Here is a 25,749-nt window from a genome sequence, read left to right on the forward strand (position 1 = left end):
GGCGCTTTTCGAGCCTTCCTGGTTTCAGTCTTTGAGTAAATCCTGAAACTTGCTATGCAGCTTCATCAGTTTGGGTGGAATTACAAAGTTGCAATAGCCTTGCGTCGGGTTATTGGCAAAGAAGTTCTGATGATAGGCCTCTGCCGGATAAAAACGCGGTGCAGCGGTCACTTCGGTGACCACAGCAATGCCCTCGGCTTTGAGCTGCTGGATCATCTGTTCGGCCTGTTGCTGCTGCTCCGGATTTAAATAATAAATCACCGAACGATACTGGCTGCCGACATCATTGCCCTGACGGTTAAGCGTGGTCGGGTCATGGGTGGCAAAGAACACATTTAACAGCTGGGTATAGCTGATTTGACTGTCATCGAAATCAATCAGAATGACTTCAGCATGGCCGGTATCACCATTGCACACCGCTTCATAATTTGGATTGTCCATCTGGCCGCCGGCATAGCCACTCACCACTTTGGCCACACCGCGCAGTTGGAGAAATACCGCTTCGGTACACCAGAAACATCCACCACCAAAAATTGCCTGTTGCATAGGGTCAGCCTTCTGTTTTCAATCGTTCATAAAAAAGGTCTGCAAAGGTGCAGGCCGGTGCAGTATTAACGCGGTTGTACGGCACTTTCCAGCTGAATCAGCAAATTGCCATAACGATCCAGCAGTTTCAGGGTTTTACCAAAGACCTGATAATGGGTCACTTTGGCCAGTGCTTCATTGAATTTCTGATCAATGCCATTGCTGTTGAGGCAGGCCATACGGGTGCCAGCCATTTGGCTTAGCGTTAGCGTGTCACGGCCGGCGCTGTAGCTGCCCATAATCCGGTTACAGCCATCGGCACCGCTAACGCGTTGGGTGGCGCTATCAAATTGCAGGCTTGGAATATTGTGGGCAGTCGGTTCGGTGCGAACCGCGGTATTGCCAATCTGGGTCACAATCCAAGTGCGGTTTTGCAGCTGGACAAGATTGGCAGTTTCAACGGTAGCACCCGGGGTTGGTAAAGTTTCACAGCCGCTAAAAACTAGGGCTGAACCTAAAAGGGCAACGGCAGCAAGATGTTTAAGCATATGGATTTCTCTTTATTTTAAAGCTGATGGATGTATCTAAACCAATTTTAAATTTGATCGCCAGTTAAAATTGTATCATTGATTTGACGGAGCGCCAGGAGCGGATGGCGCGGGCAAACCCTGCCGGATTAGTGCTGAAAATTGTGCACTATCCAGCTGGCCCGGCTGTTCCACACGCGGATTGATATAAGCGCGCTGATACCACCTTTCAATGCTCAAGCTCTGATCAAGCGCCTGTAAATCATACAAATAATTGGGTAAATAACCCGAAGCTAGCAGGCGATAATCGGTGGGCAAGGTCTGGTTGGATACTGCCTGCACCATGTCAAAGACCAGGGTGGTGCAGTTACTGGTCAGGGTGTTATACCATTTGGGCTGTTGTGCCAGTTCATCGGCTTTGGCCAGATATTCTAGAAACAGGGCTTTTTGCATGTCCCGTGGCATCTTCAGCGGGAAAAAATAGACCTGTTCGCCGCGAATATTACTGCGGGTATAGATAATATCTTTTTCATCCGCTGCCACCAGACTCAGTTCATATTTGCGGAAGAATCCGCCCAGCGAAGAAAATTCTTCATGGCGTTCTTTGCGGATTTCAATCGAAAAAGTCAGCGGTGCGGCATTGGCAAAATCGAAACTGACCAGGGTGTGGGCAATTTGTGGTCCCATCCAGTAGGAAGTGATGATGTTGACGCCCCGAATCTGGTTCAGGTCATAATGGCGACTTTCCCAGCGCTGCTCGTAGGAACCATCGCTGTGCCAGTTAAAGTTACGCACATTGTGCAGAATGACCTGATCGCCGTGACGCTCGGAATGTAACAGCTGCGCCACTTCGGGATTCCAGTCGCGGTCCTGGCGAGGTGGCAGGCCAAAATACCAGAGCTGGCTGCACAGAAACGCCAGCAGATAAATCAGCACATCCAGTTTACGGCTAATCAGATGCCGGCTGATATAGATGCCCAGAATGCTCATGGCAAAGGCAATCCACAGGCCAATCAGGATCCGGCTAAACAGCAGTCCAAACGGCTGCTGAAACCACAGGATCAGCACCAGCCAGATCGAGCTGCCAATTACAAACAGGCTAAACAGGCCATGCAAACTGCCTTGAATCAAACGCTGTGCCAGTTCGGGCTGTTGGGGTGTCTGCATGCTGATGAATTCATTCAGAAAAATAAGCTTTATTTTCGGTAGCTGGCAAACTCAAATGCAATGCCAGTTTTGTCATCCAAATGTTGCTCGGCACTGACTTTCTGGAACGCTGCCGGAATTTCCGGATAATGTGCATCGCCCTGCACATCCAGCTCGACATGGGTCAGTTCCAGACGGTCGGCAATATCCATGGTCTGTTTAAAGATTTCACCACCGCCAATAATAAAAATACTGTCCGGCTTTTCTGAAGCCTGCACATCAGCCACGGCCTGAGTTAAAGCTTCTTCAATTGAATAGGCGACTTTGGTGCCCTCAAAGGCCCAATTTGGATCTCGGGTAATCACCCAATTGACACGTTTCGGTAAGGCACGACCCATTGATTCCAGGGTTTTACGGCCCATCACTACCACGCCGCCCTGGGTAATTTCCTTAAAATGTTTTAAGTCGGCAGAAATATGCCATGGCAAATCATTGGCTTTTCCAATACAGCGCTGCTGATCCATGGCCACCACGTGTACAACTTCTAAACCTTGAAATGCCATGCTGTTTCATCCATATCTCATGCGAAAAATTAACCCTATTAAAATGTAAAATCCCCCTCGATGAAAGGGGGATGGGGCATTTGTCCGGAATTAATTGGCTTTAAACCGCTACCGGGGCCTTAATTGCCGGATGTGACTCATAACCGACAATTTCAATATCTTCAAATTTAAACGCGAACAGATCTTTGACGTCCGGGTTCAGTTTCAGCTGGCACAGCCCCAGCGGTTCACGACTGAGTTGCAGTTGTGCCTGTTCAAAATGGTTGGCATATAAATGGGTATCGCCGCCGGTCCAGACAAAATCACCAACCTCTAGATCACATACCTGGGCAATCATATGGGTCAGCAGCGCATAGCTAGCAATATTGAATGGTACACCCAGGAAGACATCGGCACTACGCTGATACAGCTGGCAAGAGAGTTTGCCGTTATGAACAAAAAACTGGAACAGGGTATGACAAGGTGGTAATGCCACCTGACCGGCTTCCTGCGGATTCCAGCCCGATACAATTAAACGGCGTGAATTCGGGTTGGTTTTAATCTCATTGATTAGCCAGGAAATCTGGTCAAAACCATCCTGATTATAGCTGTTATCGGCATTTTTGCTGGCGCCAAAGTTACGCCACTGATGGCCATATACCGGACCAAGCTCGCCTTCAGGACGGCCGAAACGCGCCGTCTGTTCTGCCGTTGACCATTCATCCCAAATCGTAACTTTGTTGTCCTGCAGATACTGAACGTTGGTATCACCTTTCAGGAACCATAACAGTTCAATCACAATTGAACGGAAATGCACTTTTTTGGTGGTTAACAGCGGAAAACCCTGAGACAGATCAAAGCGCATCTGATGACCGAATACAGAACGGGTTCCCGTGCCGGTACGGTCGCCTTTGTCGCCGCCGTGGTCAAGGATATGTTGTAACAGGTCAAGATATTGGCGCATGAAATTCTCTCAATCAAATAGTGATGTGGCTCCTGTGTCGACCTTCATTGCAGCGCAAAAGGCAGGCTGTGTTGAAGATCTTGGCTTTAAATGAGCACATAAAAGTGCAGCCATCATAACATTGATGCCGGGCCGAGATGAATATTCATCATCATTAAAAAAGGCATCTTAAAAAAGATGCCTCAGCAAAATAGTGGCAGCTTATGCGGTTGGCCGGCCGGTGTGCGGGGTGTAAATCAGATCACTCAGGTCATAACCCAGACTTTTGGCCTGCGCCAGATATTCATTTTGTGTGGCTTCATCCAGCTGTGGATGACGATGCAGCAACCATAAGTATTTGCGGCTCGGGTCACCGACCAGTGCGGTCTGATACTCCGGATCAAGTTTTAAAACCCAGTAATCACCTTTGGTAAACGGAATCCAGCGCAGGCCTTCCGGCAAGAAGCTGACTTCCAGTTTGCCATGTTCAGCATCGACCGGGGTGGCTTCACCAGTCGATTCATCTAGTTGACCCTGACCATCCAGACGGCGGTTTTGTACGCGCACTTTACCATCTTCATTCAGGCTGTAGATGGCGGAAATATCGGTACTGTCTTCGGGTTCATGGCGCATTGGCAAGCGGGCAATTTCGTACCAGGTGCCCAAATAACGTTGCAGGTTAAAACCGGAAATGGTGTTCAGTTCTGAATTCATAAACAACTTCCTGAATTATTTTCATAAAGACTGCAGTTATTCTAAGCAGGCTGAACGGGATTCGGGTTATTGTTGTTAGCGCTCCTGTTTCGGCATGTATGCAGTGTAAATTCAGCGCGGTTTTCTGTGCAGCAACTGCTACACAGGTTATTAAAATGCAAAAGATGGGACAGGAACGTAAAGCTTAGGAGTCAAACCGTTTGGCACGTTGCTGGTAGATCGACACCATAAACAGTCCTACCAAGATAAAGCCGAGTGCTTGCAAGGCCATGGCCCAAAGTTGCATTTTCGGTAGAAACAGCAGCAATACGGCCAGCAGGAGCAGCGGTGCCAGATTCAATCCCCCGTACATCAGTCTGCGCTGATGTTCTGGCCAGGAACGACGATTGCTCCATTGATACAGCAGATGTAAGCCCATGCCCAGAATCAGACTGAGGATGACCCAAAACGGTGGCAGCTGTGCCTGCGTCGAGGCCAGATAAATCAGCAGACAGGTACCAATACAGATCATCAGTTTGAGCTGACGATGACAACGCGCGGAATACCAGAAACTGAGCATTTATGCCTGATCCTGATGTTGATGCAGCAATGACAGTGGCGAGAACAGACAAATTGCCAGAGCCATAAAGCCAAGTCCTTGTGCGCCCGGTAATAAAATTTCACCCTGTTGCATATTCATGAAAATTAGTGCCAACAGCAGGGCAATCGGAATCCAGGTCAGCAGGCGATACAGTAAACCGGTGGGACGTTGTGCCGCAAAATGAATTTTGCAGTAACGGCAAATCAGAAAAATAATTCCGGTGCCCATAAACATCAGGATGGCATCATAGGCCAGCGGTTGCATCCAGTATAAAACGCCGGTGACCACTGCAATCAGAATAAACAGCATGAGTTTTTGCAGTACGGATACGTTGGGATTAAACCAGAATTCGAGCATAGCCCACCAGATGAATTGTGCAAGGGTGCATGCACTTTAGCAAAAATGGTATAAAAAAAGCGAGGCCAATGCCTCGCTCCGGTTTAACTATTTTTCTGTGGGCCCCAGTCATAGATTTTTTTCTGGTAGGCGTACCACATCATCCAGAGACCGACCAGAATCATTGGCAGACTCAGGAATTGGCCTTTACTCATCCAGGCAATAAATAGCTGACCATTGTCCGGTTCGCGGAAGAATTCCACCACAAAACGCGCCAGACCATAACCAATCAGGAACAGTGCCGAAACCGCCATACGTGGACGCGGTTTGGAACTGAACCACCACAGCAGAATAAATAACAGCAGCCCTTCAAACAGCGCCTGATACAACTGTGATGGATGACGTACCAGCTGTAGTGGATCGGTCGGGAAAATCATGCCCAGTGCAAAGTTTGGATCAGTGACCGGACGGCCATATAACTCGCCACCAATAAAGTTGCCGATACGTCCAAACATCAGCCCGGTCGGGACACAAGGTGCAATAAAGTCCAGGGTTTGGAACCAGGTCATCTGGTATTTTTTGCACCAGAACAGCATGGCCAGCATGACCCCCAGGAAACCACCGTGGAAACTCATGCCCCCGGTCCAGACTTGAAACAGCCACACCGGATTGGCCAGAAACTGCTCAAAGCCATAAAAGAACACATAACCGACACGGCCGCCAATGACTACACCCAGCGCGCCGTAAAAGATCAGGTCCGAAACCATGTCCGGCGTCCAGCCACGCTGCTTGGCGCGATAGGTGGCCAGACCCCAGGCAAATAAAAAGGCCAGTAAATACATCAGTCCATACCAGTGGACTTGTAAGGGACCCAGCGATATCGCCACCGGATCAATATTTGGATAGGTCAGCATTCCTGTTCCTTGTCATTCTGTTTTGCACAGATTTTAGCTGAATAAGATGAAAAATGTTGTACATTCAATGTGTAAAGATAGCGAGCAGGAAATTATGTGTATTGTGGCCTTTGCCTGGCAGGTTCTGGATGAGTTGCCTTTATGTTTAATTTCAAACCGTGATGAGTTTTATCAGCGTCCGACTGCGGCGTTGCATGCCTGGGAAAATAGCCCGATTTATGCCGGACAGGACTTGCAGTCGGGTGGCACCTGGATGGGCGTGACCGCCAGAGGCCGCTGGGCCATTGTTACCAATTTTCGTAATGGACAGGATCAGCACAATTATCCGACCTCACGCGGCCATCTGATTCAGGATTTTCTGGAATCTGAATTAAGTCCAATTCGCTTTGCACAAGCATTGGAGCCGCGCCAGTGCGATTATGCCGGCTTTAATTTATTTGTCGGCGACCGGGAACAGGCGGTGTATATGAGTAACCGAGGGGAAGCGCCGCAAGTACTAGCCAAAGGCGTATATGTAGTGTCCAATGGCTTAATGGGCGAGCACTGGGAAAAAACTGGCCATTTGCGTAAACGCTTTACCCAGGAATTTTTACCGATGTTACAGCAAGCCCAGATGCCAGAAGCAGATCTGCAGCATGCTGCCTGGGATATTCTGGAAGATGAACGCAAGGTGATTGCAGATTTATTGCCAGAAACCGGTATCTCTGTCGAGCTAGAAGAGTTATTGTCATCGATCTTTATTCAGAGTCCGGCGTATGGTACACGCTGTTCCAATATTTTAAGATTAAATGCTCAGCAATGGCACTGGTTAGAGAAAAGCCAGCAGGGTGAAACCGCCGGACAGATCGTGGAGCTGAATATTCCACTACAGAAATAAAAAATACCGGCATCAAGCCGGTATTTTTAAGTGTAAGAAGGATTAAGCTTTAGATGGTTCTAAAGTTTCACCTGCAATGACACCACCATCTTTACGTGTGATTACAACTGTTGCAGAACGTGGTCGTGAACCTCGGCCGGTACTGATCAGATGACCCGGCTGGTTTGCAGGCCAAGTACCGCCTGGGTGCTGTACGTTGACAAAGATCGCTTTGTAGTCAGGTGTCATGGTTACCCCGGTAATTTCACAGCCTTTAGGCCCAACCAGGAAGCGGCGTAATTTTGAATCATCTAAAATGGCACCTGTAGGTGTTTTTTGAGTTCCATCTCCAGACTTGGCATTCTGTACAGAACCATCACCCACAGCACCTGGTAACGATGCCAGCATCATACAGTTTGTAGTATCTGTATAAGCACCATCATCAGTCTGAATCCAAAGCACACCACGTGGGTCAAACCACATACCATCCGGACTAGAGAAGTCATTGGCATCGGTTAGGCCAGAAAGGTTAACGCCTTCGATAGAGTCAGACTCTGCACCGAACAGGTAGATATCCCAAGTGAATGTTGTTGCGGTAACATCAGCATCCGGTTCACGGAAACGAATGATGTGACCATTGATATTGCCACGTAAGCGACCTGATGCATCATCATCATCGGCATAACGGCGTGGGTTTGCTGCATCTGTTGGATAGCTGCTGCCACGTGAAGAGTTATTGGTCAGAGTAACATAAACTTCGCCATTTTCTGGATTTACTGCAACCCATTCCGGACGGTCCATTTTGGTTGCACCAGCAGCATCGGCAGCAATACGTGCGTGAACTAAAATGTCAGCTTGGTCTTTAAACTTATAACGGTCATAAGCCGTGATACTTGGGTTAGACATAGAAAGTTCTAACCATTCACCCGTGGCTTCCCCCGTTGCTTCATTAAAGTCAAATTTAGCAACGTAGAATTTACCGCTGTTCATATATTTGTCGCCAGCGGCATAACCACCGTTGACATCTTTAGGATCCCATACTGCATCTGATACGAATTTATAGATATATTCGCCAGTAGAGTCATCACCCATATAGAAAGCAAGTGGCTGGCCAGGAATCGCGCGGCTGACACGGCAGTCTTCATGCGCAAAACGACCTAAAGCAGTACGTTTTACTGGACGTTGACGGTTGTCAAATGGATCGATTTCTACAATCCAGCCAAAAGTATTGACTGTGTTACGGAAGTCACGTGTTGCACTGGTGCCACTGACGATACTGTTCCAGCGACTGAATAACGTTTTGTCTTCGGTCAGTTGCGGATCAGTAATACTTTGCCAGTTATAACCTGAAGCATTTGAACCCATACGGTAACGGGTACCAATTGCATATTCAGTTTCAGCATCACGTACATCGCCTTGACGAGCGATATATTGGTTGAAGTTTTCTTCTGTGGTCAGGTAAGTTCCCCAAGGTGTATAACCATTACCACAGTTATTAATTGTACCGCGTGTCGATGTACCATCAGTACTAAATGCAGTTTTTACCAGATCATGACCCCGTACTGGACCAGCAAAATCAATTACAGTTGCGGCAGTAATACGACGGTTAAATGGTGAGTCTAAATCTACACTAATTGCTTGGGTTACCGGGTTTTTATTGATTGCAACAATAGATACACCATGCGCATTCACTTCACGGAATGCTTCATCTTCAGTAATGCTTGAGGCACTGAAGCTTGAACCACGAGGGTGAAGGTCAGAACGCTGGATATATTCATGATTCATAACCAATAAACCTTGGTTTGATTCATTGGCATCATATTTTAAGGTAGATGGATTCATACCAAAGAAGGTCATACCGTCATGGTTATCACCTACACGGCGGTCATAAGAGATCCCGCTTGGAATTCTGTTTTCATCCCAGACTGGAAGACGTGAATTCAGTGGATCGCCTACCGCATGAAGAATTTTAAAATCATACCCATCAGGTACTGTAAATTCACTGCGAGTATGTTTTTCAACTGGCGTAAATGAAAGTGATGAAGGACGAGTCGTTAAATCTACATCCGGATTCGGTGTTTCTGTCGCTGGAGGTGCACTATTGTTGTTATCGTTATCATCACTACCACAACCTGTTAAGCTTGCAGCCAGTGTCATTGCGACAGCCCCACCTGCAGTCTTTTTAATTAAATCGCGACGATTCATTTGTTTGTTTAATAATTCAAAGAATTCTGGGTTCCCCGAATCGTTCATATCATAATTTTCATCAAGGTAATGTTGATCAGTCATGTTGTTCCCTAGCAAAATTAGCTGAGTTGTTTTAAAGTTGCTAACAACTTAGCGAGTCAATATGACAGTACCTTGAAGAAAATATTTCAAAAAAGTTAAATGAGAACAATGTTTTATTGAAATAAAAAAGAGCAGCCGGAGCTGCTCTTTTTTAATCAGGTTTGTAAAAACCTATTCTGCAGTCAGCCGACGCTTCTCAATCAGCTTGCCAGCAAATAAGCCCAATTCGAATAGCATCCACATTGGAATGGCCAGCATAATCATCGACAGCGCATCCGGTGGGGTAACAAACATCGAAACAAAGAAACAGCCGACAATAATAAAGCGACGTTTTTCGACCAGCTGCTGGGTACTAACCACACCAATTAAAATCAGCAATAGGGTAATAATCGGAATTTCAAAGGTAAATCCGAACACCAAAAACAGTTTCAAACAAAAAGTCAGATAGCTATTAATATCGGTCATCGGGGCAACTGTTTCCGGTGACACACTGATGAAAAAGTGCAGAATTGACGGCAGTGCAATAAAGTAAGCAAATGAAATCCCAATATAGAACAGGGCAATACTGCTTATGAGCAATGGCAGCGCCAGACTTTTCTCTTTTTCATATAATGCCGGTTTTACGAAAGCCCACAGCTGATAAATAATAAACGGCATCGCAATCATCAATGCCACAAAAAAGTTCAGCTTAAACGGTGCCATAAAGGTGGCCGTGACATCGGTAGCAATCATGGTCGATGAGGTCGGCAACTGCGCACGCAGCGGCTCAGATAAAATCTGATAGGTGCGATTGGCAAAAGGCAATAAGCAGAAAAACAGCGCAATGACCAGACCCACAATTTTAAATAGATGCTTGCGCAGAATCACCAGATGTTTGGTGATCGGCATTTCTTCTAAAGCAGCCTGCTCGCCCACTGTCGCCGCTGGCAATTGAGAAGGAGAACTTTGACTCATACAGCCACCTTATAATCGGTAAATTGTGACGTGGTCGGAGGAATAGCTTCAGCCGAATTTAGCGGTTGATGCTGAGGACGCAGCAACAGCGAAGGTTGCGGGGCAATAAAGGTATAACGCGTCGGCAAATTTTTATTATCCGTTGCAGCGGTCTGGTTCGGTTGTTCTTCCGCGAATATTTTTTGTTGTTTTAGCTCATGCATCTGAGATTGCATTTTTTGCTCAAGTTCCTGAATACGTGCCATTTCCTGTTGCATCTGTTCACGCAGTTCAGAAAGTCGAAGTTCCCGATCAATATCATTTTGCACATTGCTGATGGTACGTTTAATTTTGCCGTACCACTTTCCAACAAAACGTGCAGCTTCAGGCAGCTTTTCTGGACCCAGCACCAATAATGCAATGATGCCGAAAAACAGCAGCTCCGTCATTCCAATATTGAGCATAACAAAATTACCTGAAAAATTATTGTTTTACAGTCGTGTTAACATCAGATGATGTCGCTTGATGTTCAATGGTCCGTGGCTCGTTCAGGGCCGCAGTGGTCGTTTCATCATCTTTAATTGATTTTTTAAAGTCTTTAACCGCACCGCCCACATCTTTGCCTAAGTTTTTCAGTTTAGATGTACCAAACAGAAGAATCACCACAATTGCAAAAATCAGAACGTGCCAGATCGATAAACCAGCCATAATATTTACCTCTTTTTAATTCAAGACATATCTCAACAGGTCTAGATGACAGCGAGGTGACAGGAATATTGCGATTCAAAGACAGCAGATGGGCTAAAAGCATGTTTCGCCATCAATTATGTTAGGATAATCACCACTTTTCTGCCTTCCTGTGTACCCGCATGGCGCTGCTGCTTCCGCTAATTTCATTTCTGATTGGATACTTCGGGGTCGCGTATTTAAAGCCGTTGCGTCCGGTGCTAGCGATGTTGCTGGCCCGGCTGTTTATTCCGTTACTGATTATCTACAACATGGTGTTTTATCAGGACGGCAGCTTGTGGCTGATTGGTTTTAGTCTGATCAGTTCCATCCTTTTCTTTGCAGTCTTTTATATCTTGCAAAAAGATAAACTGATCGCACTGTGCTTCAGTTATTTAAATGGGGCCTGGCTGGGTTTTCCCTTTGCCTTGGCTCTGTTTGGACCTGCGGCCAGCAGTATTATTGTAGCGCTGTATATTGGCGGATCCTTATTTGGCAATGTTTGTGCGGTGATGGCGGTGAGCCAGACCCAGCAAGAATTAAAGTTTATTGTTAAAAATGTGCTGCTTTCACCGCCGGTGATTGCCCTGAGTCTGGCGGGTATTCTGTCTTTTTGGGATGTGAGCCAGTTTGAACATCAGACCTGGGTGCAAGTGATTTACCAAAGCAATAAAGTACTGGTGACCTTTGCCGGCATGTGCGTGCTGGGGATGTGGCTGAGTAAAGTCCGGATTGGCTGGGCTGACTTAAAGCGCAGCCTGGGTTTACTGGTCGCACGTATTCCACTGGCCTTATTGCTATGTGCTGTGGCGTACTGGTGTTTACCCATTCCGCAGCAGGGCTTGATATACGCCGTGATGCTGATGTTTTTTCTGCTGCCACCGGCTGCCAATATTGTGGCGCTAGAAACCCATTATCAGGGTACCGGTGATTCTGCCAAATATATTGCCTCAGGAACGATTGCCAGTGCGATTTTGATTGGCGTATATGGCGTGGTGATGCATGCGGTGGTGCCGGGTTTATAAATCAAAAAGTTCTCTCTCCCTTTGGGAGAGAGTTAGAGAGAGGGTATAAAAGTTTTTGAAAGTCCTTCTTTATTAAAGAGGGGGATTTACGGAAACCCTTTGTAGAAATGAGCAATATTTTAGCGTCAGAAGAAAGATGTATAGAAGAATCTCTCCCAGCCTCCCTTTTTCAAAGGGAGGAGTTTTAAAAGGATGTTACTTCTCCAAACTCGCTTTAAACAGCTGCATCGCCTGACCTCGATGGCTGATCTTATTTTTTTCTTCCTTGCTCATCTCGGCGCTGGAAATACCCAGCTCCGGTAACCAGAACAGTGGATCATAACCAAAACCATTTTCACCACGTGGTGCATCCAGAATTTCACCTTGCCAGATGCCCTGGAAAATTTGTGGCAATGGATCTTCGGCATGCTGCACTAGGGCCAGCACACAAACAAACATACCTTCAATCGCTGTTCCATCTTTGCGTAAAGGCAGTAAGTCTGCTAGCAGTTTTTCATTATTGGCGGCATCATTGCCATGTGCGCCGGCATAACGGGCAGAGTAAATTCCCGGTGCGCCGTCCAGTGCCGGTACGCAAATCCCGGAATCATCAGCAATCGCGGGTTTGCCAGAAATTTTAGAGGCATGACGCGCTTTAATAATCGCATTTTCAACAAAGCTCAGGCCATCTTCAATGGCATCTTCAATATTAAGCTGGCCTTGCGGGATGACATCAACCGGTAAATTCAGTTCTGCAAACAGTTTTTCAAATTCCGCAATTTTGCCTTTGTTATTGCTGGCCAGAACCAGGGTGCCTTGAGAGAGCCAAGCAGGTGCAGTCATCTCGAATTACTCATGATTGAAAACATGCCGGCTAGTTTAACCGAAAACCACCAGACAGCAGGCATGAAAAAAGCACCCGAAGGTGCTAGTGTTTTTGAACCTGGCTTATTGCGCCTGAATCCATTTGTCGGCACGGTCACGCGCCTGACGAATCTGTTCCTGGGTCAGGTTGGCAGCTAAAGCCGTTTTTTTGCCTTCAGATAAAGAAATCACTTTATTGTCGAGCATGCCATCACGGGTAGACAGTTCATACCACTGATAAGCACCCATATAGTTTTTCTTTTTCTCTTCCATCATCGCCAAGTTAAAGCTGGCGCGATTATCACCGCGGCTGGCCGCTTTTTCAAAATACTGACGGGCCAGGACTTCATCTTTTTTGGTGCCAATGCCATCGGCCAGCATACGGCCTACGTTCAGTTGGGCTGAAGACAGTCCCTGATCGGCAGCGGCTTTATACCAGGCAAAGGCCTGACGTTCATCTTTGGCGACATCCTGACCATGTAGATATTTGGTTGCCAGATAGAACTGCGCACCGGCCTGACCGGCTTTGGCGGCTTTAATCAGACCTTGAATGTCCATCACCGAATACTGGGCGGCCTGGCTCGACACCGAGCTGCCTGGTGCCACGTAATCTGCATGCGCCTGCAGGCTAAAAAGTCCAACCAGTAGCGTCGTGCTTAATAATAATTTTTTCATAGAGCGCTCACTCGATAAATTGCGACTTCACCAAACAGATTCGGGATATGTTTACTGAGTAAACTAACTTGTTGATCCCCATTCACAGCGAGTCGATTAATAATACGGATATTGTTTTCAGCACAGAGTGCTTCGAAATCACGGAAAGTACAGAGGTGGATGTTCGGGGTGTTGTACCACATATACGGCAAAGCTTCTGAAACCGGCATTTTCCCTTTCAGTGCCAGGAAAGAACGGGTCTTCCAGTGGGCAAAGTTCGGAAAGGTAATAATCGCCTGTTTTCCAACACGCACCATATCACGCAATAATACGTCAGGTGCATCTACAGCTTGCAAGGCTTGTGCCATGACCACATAGTCAAAAGACTGGTCGGCAAAGCGGCTTAAACCGAGGTTTAAGTCTTGTTGGATGATATTTAACCCCCGACTGACGGCAATTGCAATCTTTTCTTGGTCAATTTCCAGGCCGTAAGCACGAATATTGTGCTTTTTACTCATGTGGGCCAGCAGTTCACCATCACCACAACCAAGGTCTAAAACGCGGGAACCGGGTTTAATCCACTTTTCGGCAAGTTGCTGATCAATACGCATTACACAGCCTCCTGCGGGGTCGCCTTGAGGTGTTCAGCACCTCCCAAAAATGCTCTTAAAGATTTGACATATAACGGAATCGGGAACAGGAAGGAGTCATGGCCCTGTTCGGCATCAATGTCTAAATAGCTGACTGGTTTATGGTTGCTAATCAGCGCATCGACAATTTCCTGCGAACGCGAAGGCGAGAAACGCCAGTCGGTGGTAAATGAAATCACCAGGAACTGACATTGGGTATGGGCCATGGCCTGTACCAGCGACTGTTCGTATTCACGCGACGGATCAAAATAATCCAGCGCCTTGGTCATAATTAAATAGGTGTTGGCATCAAAGTTACGGCTGAACTGTTCACCTTGATAGCGCAAATAGCTTTCCACCTGAAACTCGACATCGAAACCGTACATGAATTTGCCCAGTTTCAGGTCACGGCCAAATTTCTGCTTCATGGCTTCTTCAGACAGATAGGTGATGTGTCCGACCATCCGTGCCAGAATCAGGCCACGTTTTGGATAGCTGTCATGTTCCAGATAACGGCCATGATGAAAATCAGGATCTGAAAGAATCGACTGACGCGCGACTTCGTTAAAGGCAATATTCTGTGCCGAGAGTTTTGGCGCACTGGCAATAATCACACATTTTTCCAGACGGTCCGGATAATCAACCGACCATTGCAAGGCCTGCATGCCCCCCAAAGAACCGCCAATTACTGCATACCATTTTTGAATGCCTAAGCGGTCTGATAGCATGGCCTGGGTTTTGACCCAGTCACGCACCGTCACCAGCGGGAAATCTGGACCATAAGGGCGGTTTTCATTTTCCGGGTTGGGTGAGGTCGGGCCGGTCGAACCATGACAGCCGCCAATATTGTTCAGTGCCACCACAAAGAATTTAGAGGTATCAATGGCTTTGCCCGGACCAATACAGCTGTCCCACCAGCCAGACTTTTTATCATCTTCATGATGATAGCCCGCCGCATGATGATGCCCGGACAGGGCATGGCAGATTAAAATGGCATTGGATTTGTCGGCATTCAAGCTTCCGTAAGTTTCAACCATCAGTTCAAAACGTGGCAGAATGCGTCCACATTCCAGCTCTAACGGCTCTTCAAATTGAAACTGTTGTGGCGTTACGACACCCACAGAGTTAGCAGGGAAAGACACAGGAATAATTCGCCTTAGAATCTTTAGAATGAATAAATAAAAAGGATACCACTTGGGGTATCCTTTCTAAAGTACTTTATGTGCTTAAACGGCAGCAGCAACCAATTGTTCTTTGCTTAATACGCCCTGATCAATCAGACGGTTAGTGCTGGCAATAATGGCTTCAATGGATGAAGTCACAATGTTGTCATGCACCCCGGCACCAAAGGCAGATTTACCGGTACCTTTCACCTGCAACTCAACCAAGGCCAAGGCTTTGGCATTGGCACCCGAGCTGATGCCGCGTTCTTCATAGTTCAAGACATCAATTGGTAACTGCAAGGCATCCAAAATGGCCGAGATCGGACCGTTACCTTCACCGCGCAACTGCTGTGTCGAGCCATTCACCACCACTTCAAGTTCAATTACCTGTTTGCCATTGTCATCAGACAATTTATAGCTCTTGGCAGAATAATGTGAATCTTTGGCATCGACATAGGTTTGCTGGAACAATGACCAGATTTGCTGTGCTGAAATTTCAGTGCCTTCTTCATCGGTCACTTGCTGCACCACTTGCGAGAACTCGATTTGTACACGACGCGGCAACACCACGTTGTAGTTCGATTCTAACAAGTAAGCAATCCCGCCTTTACCTGACTGCGAGTTCACCCGAATCACGGCATCATAGTCACGGCCCAAGTCTTTCGGATCGATTGGCAAGTAAGGCATATCCCAGATTTCTTCGTTTTTCTGGTATTCAAAGCCTTTTTTAATCGCATCCTGGTGTGAACCCGAGAACGCCGTGAACACCAAATCACCGGCATATGGATGACGTGGATGCACAGGTAAACCGGTACATTCTTCTACGGTCGCAATAATTTCGTTGATGTTGGAGAAATCCAATTCTGGTGCCACGCCCTGGGTGTACATGTTCAAGGCAATTGCTGCCACGTCAACGTTACCGGTACGCTCGCCGTTACCAAACACACAACCTTCAACACGGTCAGCACCGGCCATAATCGCCAATTCAGAGGCAGCAATACCACAGCCACGGTCGTTATGACAGTGAACAGAGATGATCACCCCGTCACGACGTTTGATGTTGCGGTGCATCCACTCGACCTGGTCGGCATATACGTTTGGAGTCGAAACTTCTACAGTCGCAGGCAAGTTTAAGATGACTTTGTTTTCAGGAGAAGCTTCCCAGATTTCAGTCACGGCGTCACAGACATCTTTAGCCACTTCCAATTCGGTTGCGGTGAAACATTCCGGGCTGTACTGGAAAATCCAGTCGGTTTCAGGATATTGCGCTGCGTATTCTTTCACTTTTTCAGCAGCGTTAATGGCCAACTGTTTGGCACCCGCGACATCAACATTCAAGACTTTTTGACGGAAGGTTGGCGAGTTGGAGTTATAGATATGTACAATCGCGCGTTTTGCACCTTCCAATGCTTCAAAGGTACGCTGAATCAAATGGTCACGTGCCTGAACCAAAACCTCGATATACACATCATCTGGAATGTGGTTTTCTTCAATCAATTTACGGGTGAAATCGAAGTCAATTTGTGAAGCAGACGGGAAGCCAATTTCAATATGCTTAAAGCCAATTTTCACCAACATCTGGAACATTTTGAACTTCTGTTCAATGCTCATTGGTTCGAAAATTGCCTGGTTACCATCACGCAGGTCGGTGCTCATCCAGATAGGCGCTTTTGTAATTTCGTTATTCGGCCATTGACGGTCTGGCAAGTCAACACGTTGATACATGCGACGATATTTTTTACTTGGATCAGCCAACATCATGAGGTAACTCCTTGTGAAGCATGGGTTGCTTAAGCTTATAAAAAAGCAACGTACTACTTATATAGATGGTATCTATGGTATCAATTTACAAGCGTATTTCCGGAAAATATTAGGATCAGTCCACATTCTCAGAAAGAGTTGCTACCTGGCTGGTACCGTTCGCGGTCTTGCAAATTCCTAAGATAAATATAAGCCAACTGAAGTGGAAATTATTCTCTTAATTTGCATCATTAAAGGTTGTGGAGATAAAAAATTTCACTGGATCTGGTTTTTGTGAAAAATATAGCGACTATTGATCTCTTGCAGGCGCGCCGTTCCCATTAAAGCCATGGTCACTTCCAGTTCTTCCTGCAAAATTTTAATCACATGCGCCACACCTAACGCACCGGCTACTGCCAGACCATAAATATACGGCCGGCCAATCAGCACGGCGGATGCGCCCAAGGCCAGCGCCTTAAAAATATCGGAGCCGCGGCGGATGCCACCATCCAGCACTAAGGGAAAATTTGCCGGCAGTTGTGCGCGTATCATCTGTAGAGCTGTCAGTGGGCTAATGCAGTCATCTAGCACCCGGCCACCATGATTGGAAATGACCAGTCCCTGTACACCGTATTGCAATGCCAGTTGAGCATCTTCAGGATGCACAATGCCTTTGAGCAGCACCGGTAAAGACGTTTGCTGTACCAGCCAGGCGATATCTTCCCAGGTCGGTGCCTGTTGCATCAGACCATCAAACAGGGGATGTTGCTCTGGCCTGAGGATGGGGGATGTAAAGGAAGATAGATGCGGATGAGGCAGATGCGCCGGCACTTGAAAACCGGCCCGACGTTCACGGTCACGAACGCCGCTATGCGGTGAATCGACGGTCACCACAATGGCTTTAAACTGTTGTTGCTCTGCCAGTTGCACCAGTGCCAGCGATTGTTCGCGATTGCCTTGCCAATACAGCTGAAACCATTTAAGAGAGGTTGTTGGCGCAACTTCACGCAGATCGGTAGTACTTAAATGACTCAGGACCAGATTACTGCCCACCGCTTCTGCTGCGAGGGCAGTGGCTAGTTCACCCTGTGGATGAAACAGTTGCTGATGGCCAACCGGGGCTAGAAAAATTGGATGGGGAAATTCCTGCCCGAACAGTTCGCAGCGGGTATGGCCTTGGCTCAGGTCACGCAGCATTCTGGGCAGCAGTTGCAGCTGCTGAAACTGGTCCAGATTCTGTTGCAGGCTGCGCTCATCCATGGCGCCGCCTTGTAAATAGTGCCAGGTGGCCGGCGTTAAATGTTTGCTGGCCTGAGCTTCATAGTCAGCAATGGTTTGCAGATAGGCTGGAATCTGGGTAAGTGGCGGCAGTGGCTGGGCAGGCATCATAGTTCGCCCCATTGACGCAGCAGATTATGATAATGCGCGGTCAGTTGCAGCACTTGTTCATTATCGCCAAGTTGCTGACGCAGTTGGCCAATGGTCATATCCAGATTAAACAGCATGCTGCGCTGCCAGTCATCGCGAATCATGCTTTGTGCCCAGGTAAAGGCGGCAATGCGCCGCCCGGCAGTGACCGGTTCTACCCGGTGCAGGCTGGTGGCAGGATAGAGAATCACATCACCGGCATCCAGCTTGACTTCATGAGCCCCGTAAGTGTCTTCAATCACCAGTTCACCGCCCTGATATTCTTCCGGTTCAGACAAAAATAAGGTCATGGAAACATCAGTACGAATCAGCTGCTGATGTGCAGCCGAATAATGCACGGCGCTGTCGACATGATTGCCATACGTCCCTTGCTGCTGATAGCAGTTAAACATTGGCCGTAGAATATGTTTGGCTAAGGTCGCAGATTGTACCAGCGGATGCTGTCTCAGTGCCTGTTCAATCTGTTCAGCCAGCGCTGGATACACCAGATGCTGTGGGTCAAATTGCAGATTGTGTTTGCTTTTCTTGGCCTGTGGCCCGGCACTGTGCTGGCCATCAATCCAGGCGGTATGCTGGTTAAGCTGCTGACGAATGTCAGCCACGGCCGCTTTACTGAGAACTTGAGGAACATGCAGCATCATGAGACTTGAATCATCCTTCAGACAGAGCGCTGTCTGTCATCATAAAGCCAAATAAAAAATGAAGCAGCATTTCAGATAAATGCTGCTTCAACAGAACAAAATAAAACTTAGAACTTATAGTTAAAGGTCAGGCTGGCACTGCGCTCCTGACCAAGCGTCATACGCGAACCGCCGTTGTTCAAGGTGCTGATGTATTCTTCATCTGCCAGGTTATAGACATTCAGGTTCAGTGAGGCATTCTCATTGAACTGATAACCGGCCATGGCATCAAATACCACATAGCTTGGAATGCTTGGCATATTGGCTGGAGCAGTGCTGTCGGTGACGACACGTTTTTGCTCATCGACATAACGTGCACCCAGACCCAGTTTAAAGCCGGCAATGTCATAGGTGGTCCATAATGAGGCGGTCCATTCCGGTGACCAGCGCACGCTATCGGTACGGGTCATGACATTGTCACGGAAACTTTGCTGATCTTCCTGTTTGGTTTTCATATGCGCCACACCGGCAGAAATATTCCAGGCATCGGTAATCTGGCCGACTGCACTCAGCTCAACCCCATCGACAATAGTTTTACCTTCCTGGATGGATTCCTGGGTAATCGCATCCTGGGTAAACTGGTTTTCATTTTCCGTGCGATAGACTGCGGCATTCAGGGCTAGACGACCATCAAGCAGATCCCATTTGCTACCCAGTTCATAATGATGGGTTTCTTGCGGTTCTGCCGCTGCACTGTTAATGCCCGACTCAGACATCACAAAGTTGGTGCTGCCCGGTGGGGTTAAGGATTTGCCATAAGAAGCATAAACGCTGCTGTAAGCAGTTGGTTTGTACAGACCGCCAAGTTTCCAGCTCAGCAGGGTGTCATGTGCACTGATATCTGAAGCTACAAGGGCATTTGTGCCGCGAGGTAAGGACAGGCCTTGATAGTCAGTTTCGTAATAATCTACCCGTACTCCACCGTTTAACTGGAAGCGTTCGCCAAACTTTAAGGTATCAAACAGATAAGCCGCAGCCGTCTGGGTTTCACCATCGCTATAAGCACCGTTATAGATCAGGTCGGCCATTGGATCATTGGGGTTTGGGTTATACAGGTTGGCTTCAGTGGTGGATACTGCAGGCTCATCCGGCATTTGGGTGGCCAGATTGCGGGTGTATTGCTGCTCTTTTAAAAATTCCAGGCCAGCTACCACATCATGTTCAATAGCACCGGTTTTCAGGTTCAAATTTAAAGTGGTCTGGTTGGCCAGAATTTTATTTTCCTGATCAACCCCCTGACGTGAACGGCTGATGGTCCAGTCGGCTGGATTGGTCGAATCATGTGCAGAAATGGTGTTAATCCCGGTCAGGACTCGGTTCATCTGGGTTTGACCCAAACGGGTGATATTAGTCAGTTTTAGATTATCTGCCAGATCACTTTCAATTTTCGCGGTGAACATGTCGGCATCGACATCTTCGTAATCATCTACATGGCCATAATAGTTTTCACGATTAACCTTGCCAGCTTGGGCAATATCCGGATTGGCATTCCAGAAGCCTTCCATACCAATGGTTGGAATACCGCCATCAGGGATATTACGTTGACGGACGTGCTGTGAATATAAATACAGGCGGGTCGGAGTATTCAGGCCAAAGGCAACAGATGGGGCAATGGCATAGCTATTGTGTTCGAGCACATCACGGCCTTGCACGCCCCCTTCTTGTCCCATGACATTGAGACGAAAAGCGGTATTGTCATTGATGGCTTGGTTGATATCGGCCGAGAGGCGGGCATTTTCTGCGGTATTGTAGCTGGCAGAGACTTCGCTACTGTTTTGCAGATGTGGCAGTTTGCTGACCAGGTTGATATAACCGGATGCTGAACCACGACCGGCTTCTGCACCGGCCGGGCCTTTCACGACTTCGACCTGTTCCAGGTTAAATACATCGCGGCTGACTGCGCCCAAATCACGGATACCATCGACATAGGTAGAGGTTTGGGTTGAGAAACCACGCATCTGGAAGGTATCGCCGGCGCTGGTATTGCCGTTTTCACCCATTTGTAAGGTAATGCCCGGGGTGTTGCGTAGCGCTTCAACCAGTGACGTCGCGCCTTGTTCTTTTAATAAGGTTTGATTAATAACAGAAACTGTTTGTGGGGTATCGACCAGTGGCTGGGTCTGTTTCGCGGAGCTGAGCTGATTGGTTTTATATTTATTTTCAGCCTGAGATTTCACCGTGATTTCAGGAAGCTGGGTGACTTCTTCGGTTGCTGTGGTTGCATGTGCCATGAGCGGCAGGGTGGCTGCAAGGGCAACGAATGATGCAGTGCGTTGATGTTTACGGCTCTTAATCTGTGCCATGGTGGTGTATTTCCTGATATGAATGACAAAATTCCCTTACCACAATGATTTGAGTGCGCAGTTCAAATGCAGAGTAATGATGGACTTATTGTATGTGTTCAATAAGTAATGCGAATTTTAGTGATAATAATTCTCAGTAACAATATGAAAATTGGTTAAAACAAGCTAAACAATTAAGAAAATATTTATGGAGTGTTCGTATTTAATGAAATAAATCAATAAGAATATTTGAATAATCGTATTTTTGATTTAATTTGATCGGTTTTTGGAATTAAAAAACCCTGCCGGGGCAGGGTTTTGGGTTCTTATGTGAAATCTGGGTTAGAAGTCATAAGAGATAGATAACCAGTAGTTGCGGCCTGGGAGGTAAGTACCAGACATACCAGAGGCAATGTCTAAGTATTTGTAAGCAGTTGCGCTGGCGATAATTGGATTACCGCTCTTATCAGTTGAATCATATTGGTAGGTTTGATTGTCTTCAGTAAAATCTTTGTCTAATAAGTTATTTACCGCCATATTAATTCGGATCTGATCATTCACTGTATAACTTGCACCTAAGTTAAACACGTTATAGCCTGCAAATTTATCTCCAAAAATCAAAGACTCTTGATAGTCTGAAGAACCAAGTCCAGATGCTGGTGTTTTGGGTTGGGTCTGGAATCGGTCTTTACTTGAACGATATTCGTGTTGTAACCAGATATCTAAAGCAGGGTTAATATGCCAAGTCGAGGTCGTATTCAGCGCGTGTTTTGGTACGTTGCTGAAGTAAGCGCCTTTATTTTTACCTTTGGTGATCTCAGTTTCCATCAGCGTATAGGCTGTTTTAATATCCCATTCTGGCAATATTGAATAATTTAGGCTAACTTCTAAACCCTTTGTTTCAGCTTCATCTGCATTGGCACTTTGTGTGTATTCGGTCACACCTGTAGCTAAATTGGCACATTCAGGAGAGGCCGGGCAGTTGAATCGTGAAGATATAATTTTGTCTTCAATTTGGTTAAAGAAAGCTGTTGCAGTTAGATTTAATTGATCACTAGGTTGGAAATTAAAACCTAATTCATAGTTAATCGAAGTTTCAGGCTTTAAGTTTGAGTTGCCTAAAGTCGGAGTTTCACCTTGTCCGCTGTAGTTAATAATTCCGTCATGTAAAGCTTTTGGAGATGGAACTTTATAACCTGTACTCACACCACCTTTCACAGTGAAGATATCGTTGGTGTTCCAAACTAAGTAAGCACGTGGACTAAATTGTCCACCAAAACCTGAGTGATCTTCGTAACGTCCCCCAAAGGTAAAGCGGAGATTATCTCGTAATGCCCACTCATCTTCTGCGTATAACGACCAGGAATCTTTAGAGAATTCTTGGCCAATACCTGCAATATCATCAGCAACTATTGCATCTTTATATTCAGCACCTGCAGTCACGGTGTGATTTGCCAAAGGCATGACAATGTGTGAGTCAACAACTAAATCTGTATTTTCTAAAGTACGATCTTGACCTTCATATGCATTGTTTGGGAAGGTGCCATTAGGAATCGTACGGCCTATAGTTTCTGTTTCAGTATGGCTAACATAAGTTTTCCATTGACCAAAACTATAGTCACCATCATGTCCTACAGAAACTTGTGTACGGTTAAACTCTAATTCATCTTTATAGCCATTTGCTTTGTTAGGTTTATCAATATTACCTAAACGGTTGTCTTCATTTTTATATTTTTGACTGGAATGGAAGCCGTCTATCCATAAAGTATTTGTATCATTTAACTGGTAAGTAAGCTTAGCACCTGCATCATAATTGTCTGCTTTACTTGGGCGTGGATCACGACCTGTTGAGCCAGGTACTCGCTCTGAACGTTGACGGTCTAAATATGAGCCACGTAGTTGCATACCAAGTCGATCATTGATAATCGGACCATTAACAACAACGCTAGTTTTCCAGGAATCAGCTTCACCATTATGTTCCATTGCATTGCCACTAACCGTGACATTGCCATTCCATTCATTACTGACTTTTTTGGTGATGATGTTGATTACACCACCCATCGCTTCTGAGCCATAGCGGGTTGCCATTGGTCCACGGATGACCTCAATACGTTCAATTGATGAAAGAGGCGGTAAGTAACCATTTGACGATTCACCAAAACCATTAGGCGCAACATCAGAAGAGGTGGTTTGGCGACGTCCATCAATTAAAATCAAAGAGTATTCGTTACCTAAACCGCGCATTTTAATATTTAAGCCGGAGGTTTTGCCTACACCATCACGAATATCAATACCAGGTACATCAACTAACAAATCAGCAATACTGGTGGCATTTTTCTTTTCAATATCTTCTTTTGTGACCACACTAATAGAAGCAGGTGCATTTTTAATATCTTGTTCAAAACCCGCCGCAGAGACCACAATTGTGGATAATTGATGTGTCGGGTCGGCTGTTGTTTCAGTGGTTGTATTTGCAAATGCGGAACTAGCAGAAATTCCAAGAATCGCGAGCGAAAGCGGGCGAAGGTTAAAGGTGCGCATAACCGAATTCCAGTATTGGGATATAAGAAGAATAGTTAAAAATATGAGTTAAAAACTATTGAATATTAATGATAGTACTTATCATTTGCAACAAATATTAGACAATAGATAAAAAAAGCGAAGGGAATATGGAGAATTTAAGCCGAAAAATTGTTCTGATCGCTTGTTATTTTGTATATCTTTAAATGTTGTCATATAATATGGCACTTTTTTAAAAACTGTTATTACTAAATATCGAGGAAGCCATGCAAGTAACTTCTGAAGCGGTTTCGGGCGTTGCCCGTCGTTTAAATGTATCTGTACCGACGAGCCGTATTAACGAGCAGTTCGAAGCTCGCTTAAAACGCACAGCTAAAACTGCGAAGATTAACGGCTTCCGTCCAGGTAAAGTGCCTGTAAACGTTGTACGTCGTGAATATGGCGCGGGTATCTATCAAGAAGTTGTAAACGACATCATTCGTGACACCGTATTTGAAGCAATCCAACAAGAAAAAATCAATGCTGTTGGTATGCCAAATATTGAAAAAACTGAAATGAAAGACGACGCTTTAGTATATGAAGCGACTGTTGAAGTTTATCCAGAAGTTGAAGTGAAATTCGAAGGTCTGGAAGTTGAGCGTAAAGCATCTGAAGTTAGCGACAAAGATGTAGATCAAATGATCGAAAACCTGCAAAAGCAGCGCGCAACTTGGGCTGAAACCAAAGGCATGGCGAAAAAAGACATGCAAGTAACTTTTGATTTCGAAGGCACAGTAGATGGCGAGAAATTTGAAGGCGGTTCTGCTGAAGACTTCAAACTGGTATTAGGTTCTGGCCGTATGATCCCGGGCTTTGAAGATGGCATCGTGGGCATGAAAAAAGGCGAAGAGAAAGTTATTGATGTAACTTTCCCGGAAGACTACCAAGCTGAACAGCTGGCAGGTAAAGCAGCTCAGTTCAAAATCAATGTAAAACTAGTTGAAAAACAAAAACTTCCAGAAGTTGATGCTGAATTCTTAAAAATCTTTGGTTTAACTGAAGAAGAAGGTGTTGAAAAGTTAAAAGCTGACGTTCGTAAAAACATGGAACGTGAAGTGAAAAACGGTCTTCGTAACCAGGTGAAAGGTGCAACGTTTGATGCACTGGTTGCTGCGAACGAAATCGAAGTTCCAGAATCTATGGTTAAGCAAGAAATTGACCGTCAACGTCAACAAATGATCCAACAGTTCACGCAGCAGTTTGGTGCGCAAGGTGCGAAAGCATTTGACTCAAGCATGCTTCCAGACGAACTGTTCAAAGAACAAGCTGAAAAATCTGTAAAACTTGGCGTATTGGTGAGCAAAGTTTTAGCAGACGCGAAACTTGAAGTGGATGCTGCACGTGTTGATGCTTACATCGAAGACATGGCATCTTCTTATGAAGATCCAAACGAAGTAATTGAATACTTCAAAAATGACAAACAGCAACGTGCTCAAATTGAAGCAGTTGTGTTAGAAGACCAGGTGGTTGATCACATTCTTGCAGCTGCAAAAGTGACTGACAAACAAGTCAGCTACGAAGACTTATTGAAAGAGCAACAAGCTCGTCAACAAGGCTAATTTCAGCTGAAGTAAAAAAGGCGCCTAAGGCCATTGCTGTCCCACAATTTTTCACAAGAGGAAGCTCATTTGAGCTTCCTCTTGTTTTATGGGTATTTTATCGGGTGAAAATAAAGCTTTTAAAGTTCTTCTTTCAAACAAATTCACTTGAATTAT

25 protein-coding genes are annotated in these 25,749 nt (G+C 46.1%); 3 read left to right on the plus strand and 22 right to left on the minus strand.

Annotation, left to right across the window (positions count from 1 at the left end; all coding sequences use genetic code 11):
• Window positions 1–24: 24 nt before the first annotated feature.
• The 9 genes from msrA to lgt form a co-directional block, all read right to left on the minus strand.
• Window positions 25–546 carry a peptide-methionine (S)-S-oxide reductase MsrA gene (gene msrA / locus FTU86_RS07205; RefSeq protein ID WP_016658546.1) on the minus strand — a complete coding sequence of 174 codons (522 nt, stop codon included), beginning with the start codon at window positions 544–546 and terminating at the stop codon, window positions 25–27.
• 65 nt (window positions 547–611) lie between these two features.
• A complete protein-coding gene (locus FTU86_RS07210; RefSeq protein WP_005180208.1) occupies window positions 612–1,073 on the minus strand; it encodes an META domain-containing protein in 462 nt (153 codons plus the stop codon).
• 75 nt (window positions 1,074–1,148) lie between these two features.
• Complete coding sequence (locus FTU86_RS07215; protein ID WP_180036537.1) at window positions 1,149–2,219, minus strand: DUF4105 domain-containing protein; 1,071 nt, start codon at window positions 2,217–2,219, stop codon at window positions 1,149–1,151.
• Between the two features lie 29 nt (window positions 2,220–2,248).
• Window positions 2,249–2,761 (minus strand): dihydrofolate reductase, encoded by a 513-nt coding sequence (locus tag FTU86_RS07220; RefSeq protein WP_016658548.1) that lies wholly within the window; start codon window positions 2,759–2,761, stop codon window positions 2,249–2,251.
• A gap of 100 nt (window positions 2,762–2,861) precedes the next feature.
• Window positions 2,862–3,704, minus strand: a complete 843-nt coding sequence (thyA, locus tag FTU86_RS07225; RefSeq protein WP_005180203.1) for a thymidylate synthase — start codon at window positions 3,702–3,704, stop codon at window positions 2,862–2,864.
• Window positions 3,705–3,905: 201 nt separating this feature from the next.
• Window positions 3,906–4,397 carry a lipocalin family protein gene (locus tag FTU86_RS07230; protein WP_180036536.1) on the minus strand — a complete coding sequence of 164 codons (492 nt, stop codon included), beginning with the start codon at window positions 4,395–4,397 and terminating at the stop codon, window positions 3,906–3,908.
• A gap of 184 nt (window positions 4,398–4,581) precedes the next feature.
• Complete coding sequence (locus FTU86_RS07235; RefSeq protein WP_005180197.1) at window positions 4,582–4,956, minus strand: hypothetical protein; 375 nt, start codon at window positions 4,954–4,956, stop codon at window positions 4,582–4,584.
• On the minus strand, window positions 4,957–5,334 hold the full coding sequence (locus FTU86_RS07240; RefSeq protein WP_016658550.1) for a hypothetical protein: 378 nt from the start codon (window positions 5,332–5,334) through the stop codon (window positions 4,957–4,959).
• Between the two features lie 83 nt (window positions 5,335–5,417).
• Window positions 5,418–6,227, minus strand: a complete 810-nt coding sequence (lgt, locus tag FTU86_RS07245; protein WP_016658551.1) for a prolipoprotein diacylglyceryl transferase — start codon at window positions 6,225–6,227, stop codon at window positions 5,418–5,420.
• A 94-nt stretch (window positions 6,228–6,321) separates the two neighbouring features.
• On the opposite strand from lgt, the gene FTU86_RS07250 reads away from it, so the two are divergent.
• Window positions 6,322–7,104 carry an NRDE family protein gene (locus FTU86_RS07250; protein WP_180036559.1) on the plus strand — a complete coding sequence of 261 codons (783 nt, stop codon included), beginning with the start codon at window positions 6,322–6,324 and terminating at the stop codon, window positions 7,102–7,104.
• A 42-nt stretch (window positions 7,105–7,146) separates the two neighbouring features.
• Here FTU86_RS07250 and FTU86_RS07255 read toward each other — a convergent pair whose 3' ends face one another.
• From FTU86_RS07255 to tatA, 4 genes are all read right to left on the minus strand, one after another.
• On the minus strand, window positions 7,147–9,372 hold the full coding sequence (locus FTU86_RS07255; RefSeq protein WP_180036535.1) for a PhoX family phosphatase: 2,226 nt from the start codon (window positions 9,370–9,372) through the stop codon (window positions 7,147–7,149).
• A 171-nt stretch (window positions 9,373–9,543) separates the two neighbouring features.
• Window positions 9,544–10,326 carry a twin-arginine translocase subunit TatC gene (tatC, locus tag FTU86_RS07260; protein ID WP_005180188.1) on the minus strand — a complete coding sequence of 261 codons (783 nt, stop codon included), beginning with the start codon at window positions 10,324–10,326 and terminating at the stop codon, window positions 9,544–9,546.
• The gene (tatB, locus tag FTU86_RS07265) at window positions 10,323–10,769 is read right to left on the minus strand and encodes a Sec-independent protein translocase protein TatB (RefSeq protein ID WP_104489093.1); all 447 of its coding nucleotides are present in this window, start codon (window positions 10,767–10,769) and stop codon (window positions 10,323–10,325) included. The genes tatC and tatB overlap by 4 nt, the downstream gene beginning before the upstream one ends.
• Window positions 10,770–10,788: 19 nt before the next feature.
• The gene (gene tatA, locus FTU86_RS07270) at window positions 10,789–11,013 is read right to left on the minus strand and encodes a Sec-independent protein translocase subunit TatA (protein WP_005180185.1); all 225 of its coding nucleotides are present in this window, start codon (window positions 11,011–11,013) and stop codon (window positions 10,789–10,791) included.
• Window positions 11,014–11,174: 161 nt separating this feature from the next.
• Between tatA and FTU86_RS07275 the strand changes: the two genes are divergently transcribed.
• A complete protein-coding gene (locus FTU86_RS07275) occupies window positions 11,175–12,056 on the plus strand; it encodes a permease (protein ID WP_180048351.1) in 882 nt (293 codons plus the stop codon).
• 195 nt (window positions 12,057–12,251) lie between these two features.
• Here the strand turns inward: FTU86_RS07275 and rdgB are convergent, their stop codons facing one another.
• The 9 genes from rdgB to FTU86_RS07320 form a co-directional block, all read right to left on the minus strand.
• Window positions 12,252–12,878 carry an RdgB/HAM1 family non-canonical purine NTP pyrophosphatase gene (rdgB, locus tag FTU86_RS07280; protein ID WP_104494687.1) on the minus strand — a complete coding sequence of 209 codons (627 nt, stop codon included), beginning with the start codon at window positions 12,876–12,878 and terminating at the stop codon, window positions 12,252–12,254.
• A 105-nt stretch (window positions 12,879–12,983) separates the two neighbouring features.
• Window positions 12,984–13,574: a tetratricopeptide repeat protein gene (locus FTU86_RS07285; RefSeq protein WP_005180179.1), complete on the minus strand. Its 591-nt coding sequence runs from the start codon at window positions 13,572–13,574 to the stop codon at window positions 12,984–12,986.
• Window positions 13,571–14,164, minus strand: a complete 594-nt coding sequence (metW, locus tag FTU86_RS07290; RefSeq protein WP_045796675.1) for a methionine biosynthesis protein MetW — start codon at window positions 14,162–14,164, stop codon at window positions 13,571–13,573. Before metW ends, FTU86_RS07285 begins: the two co-directional genes overlap by 4 nt.
• Complete coding sequence (locus tag FTU86_RS07295; RefSeq protein WP_005180176.1) at window positions 14,164–15,324, minus strand: homoserine O-acetyltransferase; 1,161 nt, start codon at window positions 15,322–15,324, stop codon at window positions 14,164–14,166. The genes metW and FTU86_RS07295 overlap by 1 nt, the downstream gene beginning before the upstream one ends.
• Before the next feature lie 84 nt (window positions 15,325–15,408).
• Complete coding sequence (gene leuA, locus FTU86_RS07300; protein WP_005180175.1) at window positions 15,409–17,106, minus strand: 2-isopropylmalate synthase; 1,698 nt, start codon at window positions 17,104–17,106, stop codon at window positions 15,409–15,411.
• A gap of 255 nt (window positions 17,107–17,361) precedes the next feature.
• Window positions 17,362–18,474, minus strand: a complete 1,113-nt coding sequence (locus tag FTU86_RS07305) for an alpha-hydroxy acid oxidase (protein ID WP_373684794.1) — start codon at window positions 18,472–18,474, stop codon at window positions 17,362–17,364.
• On the minus strand, window positions 18,471–19,154 hold the full coding sequence (locus FTU86_RS07310) for a Fe2+-dependent dioxygenase (protein WP_005180172.1): 684 nt from the start codon (window positions 19,152–19,154) through the stop codon (window positions 18,471–18,473). Before FTU86_RS07310 ends, FTU86_RS07305 begins: the two co-directional genes overlap by 4 nt.
• A gap of 107 nt (window positions 19,155–19,261) precedes the next feature.
• Window positions 19,262–21,496 carry a catecholate siderophore receptor Fiu gene (locus FTU86_RS07315; RefSeq protein WP_180048350.1) on the minus strand — a complete coding sequence of 745 codons (2,235 nt, stop codon included), beginning with the start codon at window positions 21,494–21,496 and terminating at the stop codon, window positions 19,262–19,264.
• Between the two features lie 321 nt (window positions 21,497–21,817).
• Window positions 21,818–24,016, minus strand: coding sequence for a TonB-dependent receptor domain-containing protein (locus FTU86_RS07320; RefSeq protein ID WP_180048349.1), 2,199 nt, complete (start codon window positions 24,014–24,016; stop codon window positions 21,818–21,820).
• A gap of 245 nt (window positions 24,017–24,261) precedes the next feature.
• Here FTU86_RS07320 and tig point away from each other — a divergent pair, with 245 nt between their 5' ends.
• Window positions 24,262–25,593 carry a trigger factor gene (tig, locus tag FTU86_RS07325; protein WP_075167430.1) on the plus strand — a complete coding sequence of 444 codons (1,332 nt, stop codon included), beginning with the start codon at window positions 24,262–24,264 and terminating at the stop codon, window positions 25,591–25,593.
• The last annotated feature ends 156 nt before the right edge of the window (window positions 25,594–25,749 follow it).

The sequence above is a fragment of the Acinetobacter sp. YH12155 genome, assembly GCF_013418255.1.
Classification (GTDB): Bacteria; Pseudomonadota; Gammaproteobacteria; order Pseudomonadales; family Moraxellaceae; genus Acinetobacter; species Acinetobacter indicus.

Excerpts from the sequence above, each read along its gene's own strand:
- msrA (WP_016658546.1), bottom strand. The coding sequence starts at position 546 with ATGCAACAGGCAATTTTTGGTGGTGGATGTTTCTGGTGTACCGAAGCG.
- FTU86_RS07210 (WP_005180208.1), bottom strand. The coding sequence starts at position 1,073 with ATGCTTAAACATCTTGCTGCCGTTGCCCTTTTAGGTTCAGCCCTAGTT.
- FTU86_RS07215 (WP_180036537.1), bottom strand. The coding sequence starts at position 2,219 with ATGCAGACACCCCAACAGCCCGAACTGGCACAGCGTTTGATTCAAGGC.
- FTU86_RS07220 (WP_016658548.1), bottom strand. The coding sequence starts at position 2,761 with ATGGCATTTCAAGGTTTAGAAGTTGTACACGTGGTGGCCATGGATCAG.
- thyA (WP_005180203.1), bottom strand. The coding sequence starts at position 3,704 with ATGCGCCAATATCTTGACCTGTTACAACATATCCTTGACCACGGCGGC.
- FTU86_RS07230 (WP_180036536.1), bottom strand. The coding sequence starts at position 4,397 with ATGAATTCAGAACTGAACACCATTTCCGGTTTTAACCTGCAACGTTAT.
- FTU86_RS07235 (WP_005180197.1), bottom strand. The coding sequence starts at position 4,956 with ATGCTCAGTTTCTGGTATTCCGCGCGTTGTCATCGTCAGCTCAAACTG.
- FTU86_RS07240 (WP_016658550.1), bottom strand. The coding sequence starts at position 5,334 with ATGCTCGAATTCTGGTTTAATCCCAACGTATCCGTACTGCAAAAACTC.
- lgt (WP_016658551.1), bottom strand. The coding sequence starts at position 6,227 with ATGCTGACCTATCCAAATATTGATCCGGTGGCGATATCGCTGGGTCCC.
- FTU86_RS07250 (WP_180036559.1), top strand. The coding sequence starts at position 6,322 with ATGTGTATTGTGGCCTTTGCCTGGCAGGTTCTGGATGAGTTGCCTTTA.
- FTU86_RS07255 (WP_180036535.1), bottom strand. The coding sequence starts at position 9,372 with ATGACTGATCAACATTACCTTGATGAAAATTATGATATGAACGATTCG.
- tatC (WP_005180188.1), bottom strand. The coding sequence starts at position 10,326 with ATGAGTCAAAGTTCTCCTTCTCAATTGCCAGCGGCGACAGTGGGCGAG.
- tatB (WP_104489093.1), bottom strand. The coding sequence starts at position 10,769 with ATGCTCAATATTGGAATGACGGAGCTGCTGTTTTTCGGCATCATTGCA.
- tatA (WP_005180185.1), bottom strand. The coding sequence starts at position 11,013 with ATGGCTGGTTTATCGATCTGGCACGTTCTGATTTTTGCAATTGTGGTG.
- FTU86_RS07275 (WP_180048351.1), top strand. The coding sequence starts at position 11,175 with ATGGCGCTGCTGCTTCCGCTAATTTCATTTCTGATTGGATACTTCGGG.
- rdgB (WP_104494687.1), bottom strand. The coding sequence starts at position 12,878 with ATGACTGCACCTGCTTGGCTCTCTCAAGGCACCCTGGTTCTGGCCAGC.
- FTU86_RS07285 (WP_005180179.1), bottom strand. The coding sequence starts at position 13,574 with ATGAAAAAATTATTATTAAGCACGACGCTACTGGTTGGACTTTTTAGC.
- metW (WP_045796675.1), bottom strand. The coding sequence starts at position 14,164 with ATGCGTATTGATCAGCAACTTGCCGAAAAGTGGATTAAACCCGGTTCC.
- leuA (WP_005180175.1), bottom strand. The coding sequence starts at position 17,106 with ATGATGTTGGCTGATCCAAGTAAAAAATATCGTCGCATGTATCAACGT.
- FTU86_RS07305 (WP_373684794.1), bottom strand. The coding sequence starts at position 18,474 with ATGATGCCTGCCCAGCCACTGCCGCCACTTACCCAGATTCCAGCCTAT.
- FTU86_RS07310 (WP_005180172.1), bottom strand. The coding sequence starts at position 19,154 with ATGATGCTGCATGTTCCTCAAGTTCTCAGTAAAGCGGCCGTGGCTGAC.
- FTU86_RS07315 (WP_180048350.1), bottom strand. The coding sequence starts at position 21,496 with ATGGCACAGATTAAGAGCCGTAAACATCAACGCACTGCATCATTCGTT.
- FTU86_RS07320 (WP_180048349.1), bottom strand. The coding sequence starts at position 24,016 with ATGCGCACCTTTAACCTTCGCCCGCTTTCGCTCGCGATTCTTGGAATT.
- tig (WP_075167430.1), top strand. The coding sequence starts at position 24,262 with ATGCAAGTAACTTCTGAAGCGGTTTCGGGCGTTGCCCGTCGTTTAAAT.